Source organism: Arenibacter catalasegens, from assembly GCF_002909235.1.
In the GTDB taxonomy this organism is placed as follows: domain Bacteria; phylum Bacteroidota; class Bacteroidia; order Flavobacteriales; family Flavobacteriaceae; genus Arenibacter; species Arenibacter catalasegens.
Genome location: NZ_PHQQ01000001.1, coordinates 88,239 through 110,308 on the forward strand (window position 1 = coordinate 88,239; position 22,070 = coordinate 110,308).

At 37.2% G+C, this 22,070-nt stretch carries 22 protein-coding genes; 12 read left to right on the forward strand and 10 right to left on the reverse strand.

Annotated elements, in window-relative coordinates; translation table 11 throughout:
• Positions 1-20 precede the first annotated feature (20 nt).
• From CWD90_RS00380 to glgB, 4 genes are all read right to left on the reverse strand, one after another.
• Positions 21-1,349 (reverse strand): MFS transporter, encoded by a 1,329-nt coding sequence (locus tag CWD90_RS00380; RefSeq protein WP_103473947.1) that lies wholly within the window; start codon positions 1,347-1,349, stop codon positions 21-23.
• A 74-nt stretch (positions 1,350-1,423) separates the two neighbouring features.
• A complete protein-coding gene (locus CWD90_RS00385; RefSeq protein WP_103473948.1) occupies positions 1,424-2,233 on the reverse strand; it encodes a M48 family metallopeptidase in 810 nt (269 codons plus the stop codon).
• Between the two features lie 40 nt (positions 2,234-2,273).
• Positions 2,274-4,676 (reverse strand): glycoside hydrolase family 31 protein, encoded by a 2,403-nt coding sequence (locus CWD90_RS00390; RefSeq protein WP_103473949.1) that lies wholly within the window; start codon positions 4,674-4,676, stop codon positions 2,274-2,276.
• A 99-nt stretch (positions 4,677-4,775) separates the two neighbouring features.
• The gene (gene glgB, locus CWD90_RS00395; RefSeq protein WP_103473950.1) at positions 4,776-6,671 is read right to left on the reverse strand and encodes a 1,4-alpha-glucan branching protein GlgB; all 1,896 of its coding nucleotides are present in this window, start codon (positions 6,669-6,671) and stop codon (positions 4,776-4,778) included.
• A 179-nt stretch (positions 6,672-6,850) separates the two neighbouring features.
• On the opposite strand from glgB, the gene CWD90_RS00400 reads away from it, so the two are divergent.
• From CWD90_RS00400 to CWD90_RS00415, 4 genes are all read left to right on the forward strand, one after another.
• Complete coding sequence (locus CWD90_RS00400) at positions 6,851-7,432, forward strand: collagen-like protein (protein WP_103473951.1); 582 nt, start codon at positions 6,851-6,853, stop codon at positions 7,430-7,432.
• A gap of 149 nt (positions 7,433-7,581) precedes the next feature.
• Complete coding sequence (gene msrB / locus CWD90_RS00405; protein WP_103473952.1) at positions 7,582-8,076, forward strand: peptide-methionine (R)-S-oxide reductase MsrB; 495 nt, start codon at positions 7,582-7,584, stop codon at positions 8,074-8,076.
• Positions 8,077-8,240: 164 nt separating this feature from the next.
• On the forward strand, positions 8,241-9,632 hold the full coding sequence (gene lpdA, locus CWD90_RS00410; protein WP_103473953.1) for a dihydrolipoyl dehydrogenase: 1,392 nt from the start codon (positions 8,241-8,243) through the stop codon (positions 9,630-9,632).
• 98 nt (positions 9,633-9,730) lie between these two features.
• Positions 9,731-10,015 (forward strand): DUF3817 domain-containing protein, encoded by a 285-nt coding sequence (locus CWD90_RS00415; protein WP_103473954.1) that lies wholly within the window; start codon positions 9,731-9,733, stop codon positions 10,013-10,015.
• Positions 10,016-10,117: 102 nt separating this feature from the next.
• On the opposite strand, the gene aroQ is transcribed toward CWD90_RS00415, so the two are convergent.
• On the reverse strand, positions 10,118-10,543 hold the full coding sequence (gene aroQ, locus CWD90_RS00420; protein WP_103473955.1) for a type II 3-dehydroquinate dehydratase: 426 nt from the start codon (positions 10,541-10,543) through the stop codon (positions 10,118-10,120).
• A 268-nt stretch (positions 10,544-10,811) separates the two neighbouring features.
• On the opposite strand from aroQ, the gene xerD reads away from it, so the two are divergent.
• A complete protein-coding gene (gene xerD / locus CWD90_RS00425; RefSeq protein WP_103473956.1) occupies positions 10,812-11,714 on the forward strand; it encodes a site-specific tyrosine recombinase XerD in 903 nt (300 codons plus the stop codon).
• 34 nt (positions 11,715-11,748) lie between these two features.
• Here the strand turns inward: xerD and CWD90_RS00430 are convergent, their stop codons facing one another.
• The gene (locus CWD90_RS00430; protein ID WP_103473957.1) at positions 11,749-13,041 is read right to left on the reverse strand and encodes an NAD(P)/FAD-dependent oxidoreductase; all 1,293 of its coding nucleotides are present in this window, start codon (positions 13,039-13,041) and stop codon (positions 11,749-11,751) included.
• 276 nt (positions 13,042-13,317) lie between these two features.
• Here CWD90_RS00430 and CWD90_RS00435 point away from each other — a divergent pair, with 276 nt between their 5' ends.
• Complete coding sequence (locus CWD90_RS00435) at positions 13,318-13,812, forward strand: RNA polymerase sigma factor (protein ID WP_103473958.1); 495 nt, start codon at positions 13,318-13,320, stop codon at positions 13,810-13,812.
• Positions 13,813-13,816: 4 nt separating this feature from the next.
• Positions 13,817-14,461 (forward strand): hypothetical protein, encoded by a 645-nt coding sequence (locus CWD90_RS00440; protein ID WP_103473959.1) that lies wholly within the window; start codon positions 13,817-13,819, stop codon positions 14,459-14,461.
• Here the strand turns inward: CWD90_RS00440 and CWD90_RS00445 are convergent.
• Both CWD90_RS00445 and CWD90_RS00450 read right to left on the reverse strand, forming a co-directional pair.
• Positions 14,458-15,261, reverse strand: coding sequence for a lysophospholipid acyltransferase family protein (locus CWD90_RS00445; RefSeq protein ID WP_103473960.1), 804 nt, complete (start codon positions 15,259-15,261; stop codon positions 14,458-14,460). The two genes, CWD90_RS00440 and CWD90_RS00445, sit on opposite strands and share 4 nt — an antisense overlap.
• Positions 15,262-15,301: 40 nt before the next feature.
• Positions 15,302-15,943, reverse strand: coding sequence for an NUDIX hydrolase (locus CWD90_RS00450; RefSeq protein ID WP_103473961.1), 642 nt, complete (start codon positions 15,941-15,943; stop codon positions 15,302-15,304).
• A 101-nt stretch (positions 15,944-16,044) separates the two neighbouring features.
• Between CWD90_RS00450 and CWD90_RS00455 the strand changes: the two genes are divergently transcribed.
• Complete coding sequence (locus CWD90_RS00455) at positions 16,045-16,764, forward strand: peptidylprolyl isomerase (RefSeq protein WP_103473962.1); 720 nt, start codon at positions 16,045-16,047, stop codon at positions 16,762-16,764.
• Between the two features lie 96 nt (positions 16,765-16,860).
• On the opposite strand, the gene CWD90_RS00460 is transcribed toward CWD90_RS00455, so the two are convergent.
• Together CWD90_RS00460 and CWD90_RS00465 are read right to left on the reverse strand one after the other, a co-directional pair.
• The gene (locus CWD90_RS00460) at positions 16,861-17,472 is read right to left on the reverse strand and encodes a trimeric intracellular cation channel family protein (protein WP_103473963.1); all 612 of its coding nucleotides are present in this window, start codon (positions 17,470-17,472) and stop codon (positions 16,861-16,863) included.
• Positions 17,473-17,475: 3 nt separating this feature from the next.
• Positions 17,476-18,201, reverse strand: a complete 726-nt coding sequence (locus tag CWD90_RS00465) for an RDD family protein (RefSeq protein WP_103473964.1) — start codon at positions 18,199-18,201, stop codon at positions 17,476-17,478.
• A gap of 39 nt (positions 18,202-18,240) precedes the next feature.
• Here CWD90_RS00465 and CWD90_RS00470 point away from each other — a divergent pair, with 39 nt between their 5' ends.
• The 4 genes from CWD90_RS00470 to CWD90_RS00485 are packed head-to-tail and all read left to right on the forward strand — an operon-like array spanning position 18,241 to position 22,069.
• Positions 18,241-19,221, forward strand: coding sequence for a stage II sporulation protein M (locus CWD90_RS00470; protein WP_103473965.1), 981 nt, complete (start codon positions 18,241-18,243; stop codon positions 19,219-19,221).
• Positions 19,190-20,140, forward strand: a complete 951-nt coding sequence (locus CWD90_RS00475; RefSeq protein ID WP_103473966.1) for a hypothetical protein — start codon at positions 19,190-19,192, stop codon at positions 20,138-20,140. The genes CWD90_RS00470 and CWD90_RS00475 overlap by 32 nt, the downstream gene beginning before the upstream one ends.
• Positions 20,137-20,865 (forward strand): hypothetical protein, encoded by a 729-nt coding sequence (locus CWD90_RS00480; protein ID WP_103473967.1) that lies wholly within the window; start codon positions 20,137-20,139, stop codon positions 20,863-20,865. The genes CWD90_RS00475 and CWD90_RS00480 overlap by 4 nt, the downstream gene beginning before the upstream one ends.
• Positions 20,858-22,069, forward strand: coding sequence for a DUF4350 domain-containing protein (locus tag CWD90_RS00485; RefSeq protein WP_103473968.1), 1,212 nt, complete (start codon positions 20,858-20,860; stop codon positions 22,067-22,069). The genes CWD90_RS00480 and CWD90_RS00485 overlap by 8 nt, the downstream gene beginning before the upstream one ends.
• The last annotated feature ends 1 nt before the right edge of the window (position 22,070 follow it).

A 22,070-nucleotide genomic window follows, 5' to 3' on the forward strand; every position in this document is an offset into this window, starting at 1 on the left:
ATTGAAAACATAGTTATACCCTATAATTTACCGACTTTATTCACTCTGGTCAAAAGAAATGCCCCCACTAAAAAAAACAATCCCAATAGAATAATGGCATATCGCATACTACCAGAATATTGTGCTGCAAAACCATATAGAAAGGTTCCGATTACTATTCCTATCTTTTCAGCAACATCATAAAAACTAAAAAATGATGCCGTGTCTATGGTTTTCGGAATAAATTTAGAATACGTTGATCTGGAAAGTGCCTGAATCCCACCCATGACGATTCCAACACAGCCTGCAGCAATATAAAAATCGATAGGTGTAGTTAAAAAATAAGCATAGACACATATCATTACCCACATCACATTCACGACAATTAGCGTCCTAATATTGCCGAAAGCTCTGGAAGCCATAGCTGTTACGGTAGCCCCAATAATGGCCACTAGCTGAATAAGCAGGATACTAACAATTAATCCTGTTGTTCGTTCGGAATCCGAATCCCATAGAATCTCTTCCTCCCCAAAATAAGTCGCAATCAGCATAACGGTCTGCACCGCCATACTATAAACAAAAAATGCGCCCAAATATCGTTTTAATTGTTTTTGGGTCCCAAGCTGATGCCACACCCCCTTTAACTCCTTAAAACCGTTTAGAATGATATGATCTCTCTTTCCTTCTTTTTTAAATCCTTTCGGCAGAAAATAAAAGGTGTACTGTGCAAATACTATCCACCAAATGCCCACTGATAAAAACGAATATCTCATTGCCTTTATTTCGGCAATACCATCTGCATCCGTTTCAATTCCAAATAAATTGGGCTTCATGACCATTGCCAAATTAAACAATAGCAAAATAACGCTGCCGATATAACCCAATGAAAAACCTTTTGCACTAATATCATCCTGTTGTTCCGGAAAGGCTACATCTGGCAAGTAGGAGTTATTAAATGCGAAACTCACCCAAAACCCCACCAATCCAAAAAAATAACAAACGAGACTGAAATAAATATGATCCAAGGAAAACCAATATAATCCAATACAAGAAAATGCGCCCAGGTAACAGAATAATTTCATGAAAAGCCTTTTATTCCCCAAATAATCGGCAATACCAGATAAAATTGGTGTAATGATGGCTATAAACAAAAATGCTGCCGAGGTGACATAACTTATCAAAGGGGCCCTAGCTATTTCTCCCCCAAATAACACTACTTTCTCAATTTCGGCCACCCGAAACAAGGCTCCATAAAAAATGGGAAATATGGCTGAAGAAATTACCAGGCTATAAACAGAATTTGCCCAATCATAAAAGGCCCAAGCATTCAACAATTTTTTACTGCCCTTTATTGGAAAAGTTCTAGCCATATATAAAAAAAGCTGTTCTCTATAAGAACAGCTTTGTTATTGAAATTAATTTATGATTCTTATCATTAAAACCACTATTGAAAAGAGGTAACCCCAAATTTGGCTGCTTCTTGTTTAGCCAAAGGTGCCCATTGCGAAAGGTTGGCAATCCTAGTGTCATTAGAGGGGTGTGTACTTAAAAACTCCGGCGGCGCACCATCTCCACTGTTGGCCTTCATTCTTTTCCAGAGTTCCGCCGCCTCATCAGGGTTATAACCAGCTATGGCCATAATTTGCAAGCCAATTCTATCGGCCTCTGTTTCATGACCTCGGCTAAAAGGAAGCATAATCCCAACTTGGGACCCTATACCATAAGCTTGGTTAAATATATTCCTCTTTTGCTCATCTTGTATTACAACATTACCTGCCACGGCTCCTAGTTGTTGTATGGCTCCTGCACTCATACGTTGTGCGCCATGATCGGCAAGAGCATGGGCAACTTCATGCCCCATTACAACAGCAACTCCTGTTTCTCCTTTACAAATGGGGAGTATTCCTGTGTAAAAAACAATTTTTCCACCAGGCATACACCAAGCATTTACAGTCTCATCATTTACCAAATTGTATTCCCACTTATAATCCTTTAAATAACCGGGATAACCATTGGCAGTCAACCATCGTTCGGCAGCTGCAGCAATTCGCTGGCCAGTTTTGGTAATCATTTTAGCATCATCAGTACCGGTAATTACCTTGTTATCACCAAGAAATTGGTCGTATTGGGCAAAAGCCGTTGGAAAAATCTGACTATTGGGATAAAAGTTCAAAACCTTTTGTCCTGTAAATGGGTTGGTCTTACAGGCCGCAACCCCTAAAAAGACCATTATTATTAAAACAACTTTTTTCATTTTAGAATTATGTATTTATTCAACGAAAATTACAAAAAAATTACGCGCCAATAATGTGCAATACAGTAAAATCTTTGCTTATATGAATATTATTATTATTTCCGTTTAGCTTAACGTCCTTTAAATCAACATACTCATTATCTACCTGAATCTGCTTTATTTTAAAAGGAAGTCCATGTAAATTTATTTTAAAGGTTTTATAAGAAGTTATAAAACTACCATCTTTAAATTGTTGGATAACCAGCTCTTTCTCCTTACCCTTAAAATTAAAATTTCTAAGGCTGTACCTTCCTTTTTTGTAATCATATCCATCTTGTCCGTCCTCGTAAACTGTTGAGGTTTCCACCCCGTTTTTGTAATACACATCCAGAACCAATTCCTTTATTTCCAGTTCACCAACATATTGCTGAACGGGATATTTGGGAATCATAGCACCTTCCTTAATGAAGATTGGAATCTTATCCAATCCGGCAACTACCCATTTCTCCATTCCACCAACTACAGCTTCATTGGTCCAATAATTATACCAAATACCCCTAGGTATATACATCCTTCGTCCTTGCGCATTAGGTTCCTGTACCGGGCATATTAAAATTTGCTCCCCAAAAATAAATTCATCCGTTCTAAAATGGGTTTGATGGTCCTCTTGGTCAAAATGGACCAATGGCTTTAACATAGGCACTCCCTCTTTGGAGTATCTATAAAACATGGTATACAAATAGGGCAACAATTGATATCGTAATTCAATAAACTTACGTACTATATTGGTTACTTCATCGTCAAATGACCAAGGCTCTTGATCACCGTGATCTCCACTGGAATGTACTCTACAAAAAGGATGGAATACCCCCAATTGAATCCATCTCGCAAAAAGTTCCCCGTTCGGCTGTTCGGCAAATCCACCAATATCCGAACCGACGAACGAATATCCGCTCATACACATTCTTTGGGCCTGTACATTTGCAATCCATAGATGTTCCCATGTGGCCACATTATCGCCGGTCCATGTAGAGGAAAACCTTTGGGTTCCAGCAAATGCCGCCCTGGTAATTACAAATGGTCTCTTTGGGTAAACGTATTTCTTAATTCCCTCATAGGTTGCGCGAACCATCTGCATCCCATAAACATTGTGGGCTTTCCTGTGCGAACAGGGATGCCCGTCATAATCATGGCGAGTATCCAAAGGTGCGGTCTTGGTCGGCACCTCCATAACTGCAGGTTCGTTCATATCGTTCCAAACGGCATGCACACCAATTTCGGTCATCATTTCCTTATAAAGCTCGGCCCACCATTCCCTTACCTTAGGGTTGGTGAAATCTGGAAAATTGCATTCCCCGGGCCATACCTTTCCTTTCATAAAAGCACCATCGGCCCTTTTACAGAAATAGTCATTCTCCACAGCCTCCTGATAGACCCAATAATCCTTATCTATCTTAATTCCCGGATCGATCATTACTACCGTCTTAAATCCTTTCTCCTCTAAATCGGAAATCATTTTTTTCGGATTTGGAAAACGGGATTTGTCCCAAGTAAAACATCTAAATCCGTCCATATAATCTATGTCCAAATAAATTGCATCACATGGGATTCTCAATTTTCTAAAATTTTTGGCAAGTGACCTAACGTTGCTTTCCGGGTAGTAGCTCCATTTGGATTGATGGTAGCCCATGGCCCACATGGGAGGCAATTCTGGCGTCCCCGTTAAATTGGTATATGCCTTGACCACTTGGCTCATTTGGGGTCCATAGATAAAATAATAGTTCATCTCTCCCCCATCGGCCCAAAAACTGGTTACATTTCTTCGCTCGTGCGCAAAATCGAAATTGGTTTTAAAGGTATTGTCAAAGAAAATACCGTAGGATTTATTACTATGTAAGCCAATAAAAAAAGGAATTGCCTTATATAACGGATCTTGATCTTTACCATAGGCATATTGATCGGTTACCCAATTGCTAACCCGCTTGCCTTTGAGGTTGGAGTGTGTGGCTTTATCGCCCAGACCATAAAAACTTTCGGCATTTTGAGTAATCTTACTCATTTTCACCGAATTACCCCCAAACTCATAATTTTCTTCCCAATGAAAACCAAGCTCATCCTCATTAATAATATTGCCCTCCAAATCCGATATCTGTATCCTTAAGGTTTTTTTATCTACAAGCACCCTAAGTTTGGCCGTAATTACCAGATACTCTGTTGCCGTCTCTTCTACCTTAAGGTGATTAAAGCCTAAGCTAACATCTTCACTGATAGAATAAGAGAAATCGGGTTCAAAAATATTTTCGGTAGCATATCTAAATCTAATTATACTATCACGCAAAACCGTTATCTCTAAAATAACTCCATTTGAAGTTGTGAAATACAATTTATCCGTATCCCGGTGATAATCAACAATTGTATTGGGATATAAATTGCCCTTGTATTCAAGTTCAGTATTGGTAATCATGGCTAGTCATTTTTGCGAATACAAAAAAAGAACATTCATACGAATTAACGAAATGATATGCTTTGCAATTATACTCCGTACCGTTATAATACTTCATAATCATTTAAAAACGACCACACCCAGTGGTGGAATAGTGATTTCCACGGACTTATCAAATCCATGCCATGGGGTTTTACTAATTTTCAATGTGCCATTTTTCATGCCGGTACCGCCGTATTTTTGGTCATCGCTATTGAAAATCTCCTTTAATTGCCCGGATTTGGAAATGCCCATTCTGTATTTCTCCCGTGGAATTGGTGTGAAATTACAAGCTATGTAGATATTTTTCTTAGGATCGATGCCCTTTCTTATGTAAGTCAAGACCGAATTTGCATGGTCTCCATAATCTATCCATTGAAAGCCTTCAGGGCTAAATTGTTGCTCATGAAGCGCCGGATACTCTTGATAAAGTTTGTTTAAGTCCTTTATCACATTTTGGATACCAATGTGAAAATCATATTGCAACAAGTGCCAATCCAAACTTGTTTGAAAATTCCATTCGGAAGATTGACCGAATTCGCCACCCATGAAAATTAAATTGGTACCTGGATGGGTATACATGTATCCAAAAAGTAATCTTAAGTTAGCAAATTGTTGCCATTCATCACCAGGCATCCTATACAACAGGGATTTTTTCCCATAAACCACCTCATCATGTGAAAATGGAAGCATAAAATTCTCAGTAAACGCATAAGTAGCGCTAAAAGTTAAATCGTTTTGATGGTGCTTCCTATAAATTGGTTCCTTTTTAAAATATTCCAGAGTATCGTGCATCCAACCCATCATCCATTTCATGCCAAAACCTAGGCCTCCCATGCTTACTGGCTTGGATACCATTGAAAAAGAGGTAGATTCCTCTGCAATCATTTGTATTCCCTCGAAATTGGAATAAACGGTTTCATTTAGTTCCCTTATAAATGAAATGGCCTCCAAATTCTCATTATTCCCATAAATATTGGGTTCCCATTCACCTTCTTCCCGCGAATAATCCAAATATATCATAGAAGCTACGGCATCTACCCTTAAGGCATCTGCATGGAATTGATCTAACCAGAACATAGCATTACTGATCAAAAAGGCCCTAACCTCATTTCTACCATAATTAAATATCAAACTTTTCCAATCTGGGTGATATCCTCTTCTACTATCCGGGTGCTCATAAAGGTGGGATCCGTCAAAAAATCCTAAGCCATGTGCATCTTCTGGAAAATGGGAAGGCACCCAATCCAAAATAACCCCAATTCCATTTTGGTGCAAAGTATCCACTAATAATTTAAACCCTTCAGGTTTTCCAAATCTAGAAGTGGGAGCAAAATAGCCAGTTAGCTGATATCCCCAAGACGGATCATACGGGTACTCCATGATCGGCATAAACTCCACATGGGTAAAATTCATCTCCTTAACATATTCCACAAGATCTACTGCCAGTTCCGAATAGGTTAGATAATCATTATTCGATTTTCGCTTCCAGGAGCCCAAATGCACTTCATAAACGGCATAGGGTTTATCCAAGGCATTTTTTTCCTTTCTGGTTTTCATCCAAGTCTCATCTTTCCAATCGTGTTTGGCATCCCAAACAATTGAAGCTGTCATTGGAGGGTGTTCACAACTTTTGGCAAAGGGGTCAGCCTTTTCCGTAACTACCCCGTGATTGGAAGAATGAACAATGTATTTATATAAAGTACCCTGTCCCAATTCTGGAACAAATCCTTCCCAGATGCCACTTCCGTCCCAACGAACATTAAGTTGATGATCCGCTTCATACCAATTATTAAAGTCGCCAACCACCGAAACAGACCGCGCAGACGGAGCCCAAACTGCAAAATAAGTACCTTTAACCCCATTGACCTCTATGAGATGAGATCCCAACTTTTCATATAATTTGAAATGCTTACCACTCTTGAATAGGTCGATATCAAAATCTGTAAATAAACTATGGGATACTACTTTGGTCATGATTACGTTATTTAGTACAAAATTAGACAACTTTGGTCCGTACTTACGGTATACGAACAGTAAGTTTTAACTAAAACCTAACTTTGCAAGTATAGATATAAAATTTGGAACGCTTTTTGAAACTACTATAAAAATACAATAACAATTATACAATTCGAAAAAACGCTAAAATAAATATTATGAAAAAAGTTACCTTATTACTCGGCGCATTTATTGCTTTATTTTTTATCTCTTGTGAAGGGCCTGCAGGACCTCCTGGCTATGACGGTTTTGATGGACTGGACGGACAAAATGGACAAAATGGAGAGGATGGTATCCAAGGGCAGGTATTTGAAGTAGACAATGTCAACTTCAATTATGATGCAGGTGGTGATATTTATTCTTACATTATTACTTTTTCAGATTTCACTAGTTTCGAAGTTTTTGAATCCGACGCTGTTTTGGTTTATAGATTTGATGGAACTGTTGATTATCAAGATACTAGTGCAGATGCCTGGAGCTTAATTCCACAAAATTTCTTTTTAACGGAAGGAACTATTCAATATACGAATGCCCATACCTTTATAGACGTAGAAATATTTATTGACGGAAATTTTAATATGGCCAATTTAGATACAGCCTTTACGGATAACCAATTGTTCAGAATTGTCATTTTACCTAGCCAATATGCCGAATCAAAATTGGATAAATCAAATATTAATGCCGTAATGAGAACAATTGGCGTTGAAGAAAAAGATGTAAAGCGATTTAAGTTGAATTAAAAGTCGCTCTAAAATTTTCCTAGCCCTTATTTCCTATTGGATTTAAGGGCTATTTTTATATATTAAAACCATAACTCTAAAATTCACGTACATAAATACTGCAAGGTAGCTTCAATCATTTCGTCTAAACCATAAAAAAGAAAAGCCTTATGAAAAAAATAATATTTGCACTATGCGTTGTGTTTATTGGATGCAAGGGAACTTCTCAAGAAAAGGAAGTATCCAAAACAGATTCTAAAAAAAAGGAGCAGTTTAAAATTACCAAGACTGAAGCCGAGTGGCAAAAACAGTTGACGGATATGCAATTTTATGTGCTGCGCAAAGCAGGTACAGAAAATCCGGGCTCAAGTGAATTGCTCAACAATAAACAAAAAGGGGTATATACTTGTGCCGCTTGTGGCACTGAGCTTTTTAAAAGCGACCACAAATTCGATTCAGGAACTGGATGGCCCAGTTTTGACAGGGAGATAAAAGGAAATGTTGCATTTGATGTGGATTACGATTTGGGCTATGCCAGGAAAGAAGAACACTGTTCAACCTGTGGTGGGCACTTAGGCCACGTTTTTAACGATGGTCCTAAAAAAACAACTGGCGAGAGACATTGCATTAATGGGGCAGCCTTAAACTTTGTGCCGGAAAAATAAGTGTCGTCAATAGTTTTAAAAAATCACTTACTGTATTAGGCTGGCCATTTTTTTCCATTGGGCCAGCCTTATTTATTCCAATTAATTTAAAATGGCATCCGTGTGAATTCAGTATGGTTTTGTAACTTTGCAACTTCATAATTTATTTATCAAAAAAAATATAAATGAGCAATTTCGATATTATTGTATTAGGTAGTGGTCCTGGAGGTTATGTAGCCGCAATCAGAGCCTCTCAATTGGGATTTAAGACTGCCATTATAGAAAAAGAAAGTCTTGGTGGCGTTTGTTTAAATTGGGGATGTATCCCTACCAAAGCATTATTGAAATCCGCTCAGGTTTTCGAATATTTGCTACATGCAGCCGATTATGGACTAAAGGCTGAAGGTGTGGACAAGGACTTTGACGCTGTGGTCAAAAGAAGTCGCAATGTTGCCGATGGCATGAGTAAAGGCGTTCAATTTTTGATGAAAAAAAACAAAATTGAAGTCATCAAAGGTTTCGGAACCTTAAAACCTGGCAAAAAGGTGAGCGTTAAGTCGGATGATGGTAAGGAAACCGAGTACTCGGCCAATAACATCATTATTGCTACCGGGGCTAGAAGCCGCGAACTACCAAACCTACCACAGGATGGCAAAAAAATTATAGGCTACCGTGAGGCAATGACCTTGGATAAACAACCAAAGAAAATGCTAGTTGTAGGTAGTGGTGCCATAGGAATAGAATTTGCCTATTTCTATAATGCCATGGGTACTGACGTAACCGTAGTGGAGTTTTTGCCCAATGTGGTACCAGTAGAGGACGAAGAGATTTCAAAACAATTGGAACGCAGTCTTAAAAAGACAGGAATAAAAATTATGACTTCCTCAGAAGTAACAAAGGTAGATACCTCTGGTGAAGGAGTTAAAGCAACCATAAAGACCAGCAAAGGCGAAGAAATTCTTGAAGCCGATATAGTTTTATCCGCCGTGGGTATTAAAACCAATATCGAAAATATTGGTCTAGAAAATGTTGGAATTGCAACGGATAGGGATAAAATCTTAGTAAACGATTATTACCAAACCAATATTCCGGGATATTTTGCCATCGGTGATGTTACACCGGGACAAGCCTTAGCCCACGTTGCCTCGGCAGAAGGTATTCTTTGTGTTGAAAAGATAGCTGATTTGCATGTGGAGCCATTAGATTATGGCAATATTCCAGGATGCACCTACTGCTCACCTGAAATTGCATCTGTTGGACTGACCGAAAAACAGGCCATTGAAAAAGGATACGAGATAAAAGTGGGCAAATTTCCTTTCTCCGCAAGTGGAAAAGCTAGTGCTTCTGGTAACAAAGACGGATTTGTAAAGGTGATTTTCGACGCTAAATATGGTGAATGGCTTGGATGTCATATGATCGGTGCAGGTGTTACGGACATGATAGCCGAAGCAGTAGTAGCCCGTAAATTAGAAACCACTGGCCATGAGATCATAAAAGCAGTACACCCTCATCCTACCATGAGCGAAGCGGTAATGGAGGCCGTTGCACATGCATATGGAGAAGTAATACACATATAAATAAAAGCTTAGTTCTTTTAAAAATTTAGACCCGTTAGGTTATCAAAACTTGACGGGTCTAAAAAAATAATAAAATCACGAACAACACCGAAAAAGATATGTTGAAGTTATTTAGTTTGACCGCTATTCTCGAAGGAATATCCTATTTATTACTTTTTGGCATTGGAATGCCTTTAAAATATTTGGCCCAAATACCGGAACCCAATATCTACATTGGATATGCACATGGCTTTCTATTCATGGCCTATGTGGTCTTGGCCATACTGGTATGTGTTGAAAAGAAATGGGACTTAAAAATGTTCGTTATCCTTTTTATAGCTTCCCTTGTCCCTTTTGGCACTTTCTATATAGACAAGAAATACCTAAAGCCACAGATGGCGTAAAAAGTGAACAGTCTTCAATAAACAGTTTTATCCGTCCCCTGTTATTGTTTAATTACCGTTTTCAACTTAGATAGCTATTAATTTTTAAGGCAATCCGCAACCTTAGTCTTTATTCAAAAAACTTTGAATGGCCAGGTCGTAACTTTTTAGTCCGAAACCCAATACCACACCCTTGGCAACAGGGGAAATATAAGAGGTATGTCTAAATTCTTCACGTCCAAAAGTATTGCTAATATGAACCTCGACCACGGGTGTGGTTATTCCTTTTATGGCGTCGCCAATACCAATGGAAGTATGGGTATAGGCACCTGCATTTAAAATTATGCCCTCATATCCTTCAAAACCACAATCGTGCAATTTATTAATGATTTCCCCTTCTATGTTGGATTGATAATATTCCAATTGCACTTCCTTAAACTTAAATTGTAGGGTAACAAAATACTCCTCGAAAGTTGTTTTTCCGTAAACCTCCGGCTCACGTTTACCCAAAAGATTAAGATTAGGTCCGTTGATAATTATGATTTTCATAGGCTAAATGTAAGAAATTGTAATTCATAAAAAAAGAGGGCTAAAAAATACTTTTTAGCCGCCTTACAAATAAGGATAAACAATCATTTCTCAAGCTACTCTTAAATAACACATTAGTAAGTTTAGCATGTAATGATTTGCAACAAACCTATTTAGTTAACACAATACGCCATATTTAATAAATAGAAAATGTAGAATTTAGCCACTGTAATGGAGTTATGGCACAACAATACTATTGCAACCCAAAAAAGTACTTTATATTTAACCCATGAATTGGAAACAGGCCCTTCATGATTTTCAACATTATCTAAATTTGGAAAGAGGATTATCCAAAAATTCCATTAGCAACTACGTTTTGGATGTTGAGAAATTAGTTTTGTTTCTGGAAAGCCATCAACTCAAGGAATCACCAATACACATTGACAAAAACACCATACAACAATTTATATACGAACTAGCGAATCATGTAAATCCCAGGTCACAATCTAGAATTATATCCGGGTTAAAGAGCTTTTTCAATTACCTGGTCTTTGAAGATTATCGCAAAGACAACCCCATGGAATTAATAGAATCTCCAAAGATTGGCCGTAAACTCCCCGATACGCTATCTGAAGAAGAGATTAATGACCTAATTAACGCCATTGACCTTTCCAAACCCGAAGGAGAGCGCAATAGGGCCATATTGGAAACACTATATGGATGCGGACTTAGGGTTTCGGAACTTATAGGTCTAAGACTTTCCGATCTTTATTTTGAGGAAGACTTTATTAAGGTTACCGGAAAAGGAGACAAACAACGCTTTGTTCCCATTAGCGAAATCAACAAGAAATACATAAATATCTATAGAAAGGAGATACGCGTACATATGGCAATCAAAAAAGGTTTTGAAGACATATTATTTTTAAACCGCAGGGGAAGGCAGTTAACGCGCGCCATGATATTTACCATTATAAAACAGCTTGCTTTGACAATAGGGCTTCAAAAAAGCATAAGCCCGCATACATTTCGGCATTCTTTTGCCACACACTTATTACAAAATGGGGCCGATCTTCGGGCCATTCAACAAATGCTGGGCCATGAAAGTATAACCACTACTGAAGTATACATGCATGTTGATCGCACACATTTGGCAGAAGTAATGAACAAGTACCATCCTAGGAAGCGGGATTAACCTCAATAAATATTTCTATTGGCCCCAGACCTGTCTAATCCTTAAAAGCACTGTAATCTCTATTGAAGGGTCTAATGATTAAGCGGGCTTCCCTATCGAATCGAATATAGTTATACACCCAATTTACAAAGACAACCATTCTATTTCTAAACCCAATAAGAAAGAAAAGGTGTACGAACATCCAAACAAACCAAGCAAAAACCCCTTGAAATCTTATGTTTTTCATATCCACCACTGCCTTGTTCCTACCAATAGTCGCCATACTTCCCTTATCCTTGTACACAAATGGCTCCATAGGTTTGTTATCCAACAATCTCACTAGATTCTCTCCCAAATTTCTCCCCTGTTGTATGGCCGGTTGGGCCATCATAGAATGCCCTCTAGGCACTTCTTTGGTCTGCATGCAAGCTACATCGCCAACGGCGAAAATGTTGTGGTAGGCAACAACCTGATTATATTCATTCACCGGTATCCTACTCCCTCCTACCAATAATTCTTTTGCATTTAAACCTTTAATCTCCACCCCTTTAACACCTGCAGCCCAAACCAAGGTTGCCGTTTCAAAATTAGCCCCTGAATCTGTGGTTACTGTTTTTCCATTATAACCCGTTACCCTGGTGTTTTTCCATATTTGCACCCCAAGACGGTCCAAAAAATCCTCTGCTTTTTCAGAAGCCTTATCGCTCATTTCCTTAAGAATACGATCGCCAGATTGTATAAGGTGTATTTGTACCCTTCTTGTATCCAAATCAGGATAGTCCTTTGGTAAAATCCCCTTTTTTATTTCAGCTAAGGCACCCGCCAATTCAACTCCGGTTGGTCCTGCCCCCACAATAACAAAATTCATTAGGGCATCCCTTTCGTGATATTGATCGGTAAGCAATGCCTGCTCAAAATTTTCCAATATCAGACTTCGAAGATTTAAGGATTCGGGTATGGTTTTCATGGCCATACTGTTTATTTCAATCTCCCTATTCCCATAGTAATTTGTTTCAGAACCCGTGGCAATCACCAAATAATCATAATCCAAATTACCTATATTGGTCACAATAGTATTTTCCTCCGTTTTTATTTCTTCAACATTTGCCAGCCTAAAGAAAAAATTTGTGAAGCCCTTTAAAACTTTGCGTATAGGATACGCTATTGAATCGGGTTCCAGTCCCCCAGTGGATACTTGATACAGTAGTGGTTGAAAATTATGGTAATTATGTTTATCCAGAAGAACTACTTGTACTTCCTTATTTTTCAATCTTCTGGCTATGGAAATACCAGCAAAACCACCACCTATAATAACAATTCTTGGAAAACTAGTCTTAGGAATATTCATACTCGTAAATATGGTTAAAATTAAACATTCGTCAACTAATCCAGAAGAAGAATATTGGTTTTCAGTATATTTAATCCCCTTATTTTATGATTTAAGATGCATCTACATTAATATTAGCTGCAAAACACCCGCAATTGAACAGGCTAAATGCATTGATTCTCAATATTGTACCTGCTTCAAAGAAAAATACTTTTGTCTTAATATTTAAATTCTGCATTTCTGTTGTAACAAAACTTAATTAATGGCTACTAATCATCAACTAACTACTAGAACCGAGTGACCAAAGATTTGGAACATCAATTCGTAACAGAATTAGAGTGCAATCAGAATATTGTACATAAGGTCTGCACATTGTACACCAATGATAGGGATTCGCATAATGATTTATTTCAGGAAATAACAATACAATTATGGAAAGCGTATCCCAAGTTTAGGGGCGAATCCAAATTTAGTACGTGGATGTACCGGGTTGCGCTGAATACAGCAATAACACTATATAGAAAATCAAAAAAAAGTGTACCTACCCAGGATTATGAGTCGGTCATTTTTAAAATTACAGCGGATGAATATGACCCCAGCGAGGAACAACAACTTAAATTGATGTACAATGCCGTAAAGCAATTGGGGGATATTGATAAAGCGTTGGTCTTTCTCTATCTGGAAGATAAGAACTATACAGAAATATCAGAAACTCTGGGTATTACCGAGGTAAATGCTAGAGTAAAAATGAACCGAATAAAGAACAAGCTAAAAACCATTTTAAATCCCTAGATATATGGATGAATTGGAACTATTAAAAAGGGATTGGCAAAAAAAGGACAAACAATTGCCACAAGTCTCTTTTGATGAAATTTATAAAATGATATGGAAGAAATCCTCCTCTATTGTTAAATGGATTTTCTTCATAAGTATTATTGAATTTGCATTGCCCCATTTATTATACTTTCTGCCCTCTATGTCCAAAAGTCTGGCTATTTGGAAAGATTTAGGCTTGGGTAATTTTTTATTGTTTTCGAATGTCGTGCAATATTCCGTGGTATTGTTTTTCATCTTTCAATTTTACAAAAGATACAAGGAAATATCTTCATTGGACAGCGCTAAACAACTATTGTCCAACATTTTAAAAACTAGAAAGACCGTAAAATACTATGTTATTTTTTGTTTATCCTTGATATTTGCGTCCTTTATGGTAATGGCAACCGGAATATATTTAAACGAGGACCCTATGACAGCCATGGGTTACAGCTATAGGCCTGAGAATATTTCTCCCGAAAAATTAAAAACTACTTTGATTGCTACTGTAGTTGTTTTAGGGGTCGTTGTTACCCTAGTGATGGGATGCATCTATTTTTTACTTTATGGAATACTCCTCAAGAAACTTAAGAAGAATTACAGGGAACTTAGAGATATGGATATTTAAACCTTGAATTTTCGTTTTTTATTTTCCTCTTCGTAAGCCATTAATTCACTTTTAGGAATAACCTTTAAGAAAGAAGGGTGTTGCTCAATGGCATACTCCAATTTTTCAATAATGGAGTCAAAAGATTCATTCTCATAGTCAATCTCCAATGGCTCCTTAATTACCATAGATTGTAGGATTCCTTTCTTCTTTATACGTAACCCCTTTTTATCAAATGAACGACGAAAACCATCTATAACCACAGGAACCACAATAGGTTTGTATTTTTTTATAATATGTGATGTTCCTTTCCTCAAAGGTTTCCACGGTGTTGTAGTACCCTGCGGAAAGGTAATTACCCAACCGTCCTCAAGGGCCGTACCAATATTGGATATATCGCTAAATTTAACCTTCCGGTTAACATCCTTTCCTTCAGACCGCCAGGTACGTTCTACACTTATAGACCCCGCATACGCCAAAATCTTGGTCAACAGGCTCTTTTTCATGGTTTCCGCTGCGGCCACATAATACATGTTTAATTTGGGCTGCCAGATATATCCTAAGTTTTTTATGGAATCCTCACGGCCACTTAAACTAGCATTAAAAACATGGAACATTGCCACTACATCCGCAAAATAGGTTTGATGGTTACTAACGAAAAGTACATTCTGTGGTGGTAGTTTTCGAATAATATCCGATCCCTCAATTTCAATTGTATTAAATCCCCTATATCTTTTGTGGGTGATAACGGCCAGTAGACGTATAAGCCACTTCTTTATAAATAAATTATGTCCGAACGGATTCTTCTTAAACAAGACCATATTTTTTTTGGTTAACGTTCAAAATTACAAAATAAGTGCCTTATAACACTTGTTTAAACAATTCCTTAATTTCGTTCAACATCATTGCCGTTGCTCCCCAAACCGTATAACCATTTAGTTTAAAGGCAGGTACCTCTACATTCTGTGCATATGAAGTATTCAAAACTTGATGAAATATTTTCCTGTCGTCCATAAAATCCTGTAATGGAACCTCAACTATGGCCGCTACCTCATCAGTTTGCATTAAAAATGGCTCCTCCTTTTTATAAAGCCCCAAATAAGGTGTGACTTCAAAATTGCTCGGCGGAATATAGATTTCACTCAAGGAACGGATGACCGTAATTTTATCCCGAATGACCCCCACTTCTTCATGAGTTTCACGCAAAGCAGTTTCCAAAAGGTTTTGGTCCTTTTTCTCTACCTTACCACCAGGAAAGGCTATTTGGTTACTGTGAATACCTTTATAGGTATTTCTTAATATAAGCAGAAGATTAGTCTGGTAAACTACATTTGGGTAAAAAAGGGCCATAACTGCAGCACGCTTGGGGTTTTTCTTTATAATCTTACCCGATTCCAACTCTTCAACCCTAAACTGGGGAGCCATTTTATAATGCGATGCACTCCCTGGAAGTTCTAGATTTTCTATTTTTGATATTCTATTGGAAAATTCGTCAAAATTCACAAATCCTATTTTTTGTATTTTTCAGCAAATTAATTAAAAACAACCTCCCCTAAATGGGATAATTATCATTTAACACACTAATTTAAAATAATAAAAAGTACATGGCACTTAAAGAGATTACACTTTTTGGTATATTGTTTTTGTTTTTTTTAGGGAGCTGTAAAGATCAGCCGACCCAAAAAGAAGATGTCCTTCCCCAAAACAAGGCAAAAAAAGACAGCATAATTCCAGAAGAGCCACTTTTAGTAAAGGAGGAGGAAGAAGAAAAGGTATTTGAGCTCAATGAGGATAATGCCATTAAATTTTTCTTTGATTACAACAAAACCTTAAAAGAAGACAAGGTAAAACTAACCACTAGTATGGGGAGCATCACTATACAATTATTTAACAACGTCCCCTATCATAAAGCCAACTTTATCTACCTTACTAAAAAGGGGTATTTTAACAACACCTACTTCCATAGGGTGGTGAAAAATTTCATAATCCAAGGAGGTAATGCCGATAACGTAGAAACCGCAGAAAAAAGATCTAAAATAGGACGTTATCTATTGCCCCCAGATACCAGGAAGGGCCATAAACACCATAGGGGAATCGTATCCATGCCTAGCAGTGACATAAACAACCCACACAAGTTAGCGTCACCATATGAATTCTTTATAGTGGTGACCAAGCCTGGCTCCTATCATCTAGACGGTGGATATACTGCTTTTGGAAAAGTCATAGAAGGGATGGACGTGGTGGACGAAATCAACAGCCAACCCGTGGATAACGGGGATTGGCCTTCACAAAACATATATATACTAAAAGCTGAAGCGTTTTAATAATAGTGAAATAAATTTGGAACCGGACCGCAATGGTTTCTAAATGCTTATTTAATTTCAGGTCAATGTTTTCTCAATTGTCAATTATTTAAGTCATCACTTACTACTGCGGTATATATTGGGGAGCGATATCTTAAATCTTACAGCAAGTAATCGGATTCCTATAACAATAAATATGGTAGCTACAAAAGCATAAGCATCATCATAGGGCAATTTACGGAGCAGGAAGAAGCTAACACCTCCCATTATACAGGCAGTGGCATAAATTTCCTTTCTAAATATCACAGGTATTTCATTACATAATATATCCCGTATTACGCCTCCAAAACAAGCGGTTATCGTCCCGAGGGCAATACACATAACAGGAAGTAGGCCTGATTTAAGTCCATGTGAAATACCAACCATGGTATACAGTCCAATGCCAATGGTATCAAAAAGAAACAGAGATTTCCGCACATATTTTAATTGGCTCCTGAATGTTATGGCAAAAACAACGGTTCCGGCAATAACGTAGACATAGATAGGTTCCTGCATCCACAAAACCGGTGTATTTCCTATAAGTAAGTCCCTTAATGTACCACCTCCAATAGCTGTAACAAAGGCAATGATAAAGACGCCGAATAAATCCAACTTCTTATCCATGGCTACCAAAACTCCGGAAATGGCAAAAGCAATTATTCCTAATATATCAGCTACAAAATAGAACATGGGTTATGATTTTTGGGTATAAAAATTATAATCTTTTAATACGGTATCTAAATATTGCACATCATATAAATCGGAATTTGAGTTCAAGAGGCTTTCCACCTTGTCGCGCAAGGTTTTCATAGTTTTAAAATCATGACTTTTCCTGGCAATATAATACGTTTCCTTTATAAGGCGCACATCTTTATCTGTCAATAAAGTAACATTAACAAAATTGGGGACGTAAGCTTCCTCTACTTCTTCCAAAATAGTATGTGATATTTTCACTTTATTTTTTGTGCTTATAACTACCGTGCCTGCAGCTGCATCCCCCAAACGTTGTTTCTTATCCGTGAACAAAATGGTCAACAATCCAACAGAACCAACAAAAAGCCAAATATCTACAAATCGCAGCATCCATCTTACCAATAAATTGGACCAATGCACCGGTGAACCATCCAATCTCACTACCTTTATTTTTAAAATCATCTTTCCCACTGTTTGCCCATTGAACAAACTGTGCATTATTAAACTATAAAACATGGCCGGCAGAAAGATAAGACTCACCAATCCTATTTGCGTCCAACTGTCATCAAACACATATCCTATGGTACTTCCTATAAGTTGTACAAGTACCGCATAGAGGTATAATAAAAATCCATCTATCAAAAAGGCCAAGATCCTTTCACCAATACCAACTATTTTATAATCTAGGTTAACATTTTGCGTTGTATTGATTTGAAGTTTGGACATATTAGTACTATTTTTATTTTTTAAAAGGATTACCCCTGTATGCGTGAGGCAGCTTTTGTGAAGCAAAATAAAGAAAAATGGATAGCATTTGAAAAGGCTATCAGTAATAATACCCACATTAACCCAAACGAACTTGCAAATGGCTATATTCAATTGACCAATGATTTGGCCTACGCACAAACCTATTACGCTGAAAGCAAGACTTTATTGTATTTAAATTCCCTAGCATCACAGGCTCATCAAAAAATATATAAAAACAAAAAAGAGAGTCGGAATAGAATTTTAGATTTCTGGAAAACCGAATTTCCCCTTTTCTTTAGACAATATCACAAGACGTTGGGCATTGCATTTCTGATTTTTATCATTGCCTCAGCAATTGGGTGTATTTCCGTTCTTAATGATGATACCTTTGTAAGATTAATTTTGGGGGATGCCTATGTTAATGAGACCCTCAACAATATTGCCAATGGCGATCCAACTGCTATTTACAAAGGCGGTAGTGAAATAGGTTCTTTTTTAGGAATTACCATCAACAATATTAAAGTAGCCTTTATGGCATTTTCCTTTGGTGTAATCACTAGTATTGGTACCGCATATATTCTCTTCAGCAATGGGGTAATGCTGGGAGCATTCATAACTTTTTTTTATACCCAAGACGTCTTTTATCAGGCCAACAAGCAGATTTGGCTACACGGCACAATAGAAATATCGGTAATCATTATTGCAGGGTGCGCCGGATTGATAATGGGCAATAGTATCCTATTCCCTAAAACCTATTCCAGACGTGTCTCTTTTATGAAAGGTGCCAAGGATGGGTTAAAAGTTGTAGTCAGCACCATACCCTTTTTTATAATTGCCGGTTTTATTGAAGGATTTATTACCCGCTATTCCAATATGCCCGCTTGGCTGGCGTTTTTAATTATAGGCAGCTCTTTATTACTAATACTATTTTATTATATCCTTTATCCCATATTGTTAAATAATTCTTATGCAAACCAAAGACCAGGAAAAATATATTGAACTAAGGGTAGATAGGGACTTTGGTGATATCATCAGTACCTACTTCGACTTTTTTAAACAAAACCTTAAAAAATTTACCAATGTTTTTTTAAGCTACAATGGTATTTTCCTAATAGGGCTATTGATTGTTAGTTACTTACTAGTCTCGGGGGTGATCGGTCTAATTACCAACAACCAAAATTCAGTTTTAGAGACCTTGGAATCAAGTAGTGAAGCCTATATAATGTATTTTGTATTTGGTGGAATTTTGTTCTTTGTTATTTTCTTAATGGTGGCTGTATTAAATTATGGCTTAAGCACTTCCTATATGATAAAATACGAAGAACACCGAGGACAGAATTTTGATAAATCCGACGTTTTTGGAGAAGTTAAAAACAACTTGGGAAGCATTATTGTTTTTACTTTAATATTGATACTGCTCTTTTTAGGCGTTATGATCGCCGCCGTAATTTTGACCTTTATACCATTGGTAGGAATGTTAGCGCAATATGTAATTCAGTACTTTGTAATGGCCTGGGTAGGTGTGTCTTTTTTTGTTTTGTTGAAAGAGAAAAGAGGCGTTACCGATGCTCTTGGAGAAGGTTGGAATTTGGTGACCAAAAATTTTTGGAGAGCAATAGGGGTGAATTTTATTTTGGGATTCTTAATTGGTATTTTATTTATGGTAGTAATAATGATACCAGGGATTCTCATTGGAATCTATACCTTTCATGTGGTTCAAAATGATGTTGACCTAGGGGCGTCGATAGTACCGACCATTATTTATACCTTGGGTACTTGTTTATTTCTAATTATAGGGGTTTATTCCCAATGTTTATCCCAATTCGTAAACGGTCTTTTATACTTTTCACTGCACGAAAAAACGTATAATTTAAATTCGAGAAGCAAAATAGATCAAATAGGACTTGAAGACCAGTGATAAAATTACATTATACCCTTTACTGTTTTTTATTCATATTCTCTGGAGCCGCCCAAGGGGAAAAAGATTCCATTGCCTTAAAGGAAGATAAAATTGGTAGTCTTGTACTGCGTTCATTGGACGAAAACCTTGCGCAGAAATACCAAGGAAAGGAATTCAACTACGACATTAAGGACGGGGAATCACAAAATTTATTGGCGCGTGTTCTCAACTGGTTAATGAACGGACTTAAGGATGTTTTTGGCATAGACCTTCCTCCTGGAGTTACCCAAATATTGGAGTATATCATTTACTTCCTTATGGGAGCATTGGCCATATATCTACTCATAAAATTCTTGACCGGAGAATCTGCCTCTGCCATTTTTAGAAAAAAAGCTCCTTCATTTATAAACATTAACCTAGCAGAGGAACATATTGAGAGCCTCGATTTGGATAATTTGATTACTGATGCCATAAATCAAAAAAATTACCGCTTGGCCATACGTTACCAATACCTAAAAGTATTAAAAACGCTATCCCAACAACAGATTATTGAATGGCATTATGAAAAAACCAATCAGGATTACACAAAAGAAATAAAAGCCCCAGGAACAAAGTTACTTTTTAAAGACGTATCCTATCTGTACGACCATATTTGGTACGGGGAACAGGAGATAGACGAGCATAAATACTTGGCCGCCCAGATGAAATTTGTCAATCTAAACCATATGGGATCCAATGGATAAGCGTTCTAAAATAATCCTTGGGATATTTATTGTGGTACTTATGGGCATCGTAGTAACCGAAATTGTACGCCCCAAACCCTTGAATTGGAAACCGTCCTATACTTCTTCGGACAAAATACCATTTGGGTGTTATGTATTGTTCAAAGAACTTCCCAATCTCTTCCCTGAACAGGAAATTAAATCATCAAACGAAAGTTTATACAATGTTTTAATAGATAGGGACACCTCCAAAACCTCCAATTATTTATTGATCAATGATTTCTTGGATTTGGATAAGCAGGAAGCACATCAATTACTCCAATATGTACATAAAGGCAATGATACCTTTATAGCAGCCTCAAGCTTTGGCACCATCTTATCGGACACTTTAAATATTGAGGTGGAAACTCAATACTCGATAAAGGAAGATACCGTTCTACTTCGTCTTACGAACAATACCTTTTCTAAAAAAAATTATTCCTTGACAAGGGGAATTTACAATACACATTTCACTTCTTTTGACACCATAAATACTACTATTCTGGGCTACGTTTCATTTTCCCCTGAAACAGGGCTTATAGATACGTCTTCCAAAGAAAAGACTGTAAGCCCTAATTTTTTAAGAATCAAATTCGGAAAAGGGAATTTTTACCTTAATACTACCCCCCAGACATTTACCAACTATTATATGCTCAAAGATAATGCGGACTATGTGGCCAATACCCTTTCCTATTTAAAAGACAAGGATCTATATTGGGACAACTATAAGAAATCTGGCCGTATCGTTATAGACTCGCCCATGCGGTTCGTACTTAACCAAGAATCCTTAAGATGGGCTTATTATCTTAGTCTTACCGGCCTATTAATTTTTATAATATTTAAGGCCAAGCGGGAACAACGCATTATTCCGGTCATTAATCCCTTGGAGAATTCATCGATTGAATTTGCCAAAACGGTAGGTGGACTTTATTACGAACACAAGGATTATACTGATTTAATTTCTAAAAAAATCAACATTTTCCTAGAACATATCAGAAGTCATTACTATCTGAACACCGAAACTATAAACGAAAAAACAGCGACAGATCTATCCGCCAAATCGGGCAAACCCCTGTCTGAAGCCCAAGACATTATAGATCTGATAGTACATCTTAAAAGTAAAATACATCACAACGAACAGGATGTAATTGCACTGAACAAAAAATTGAATCAATTTAAAAAATAAG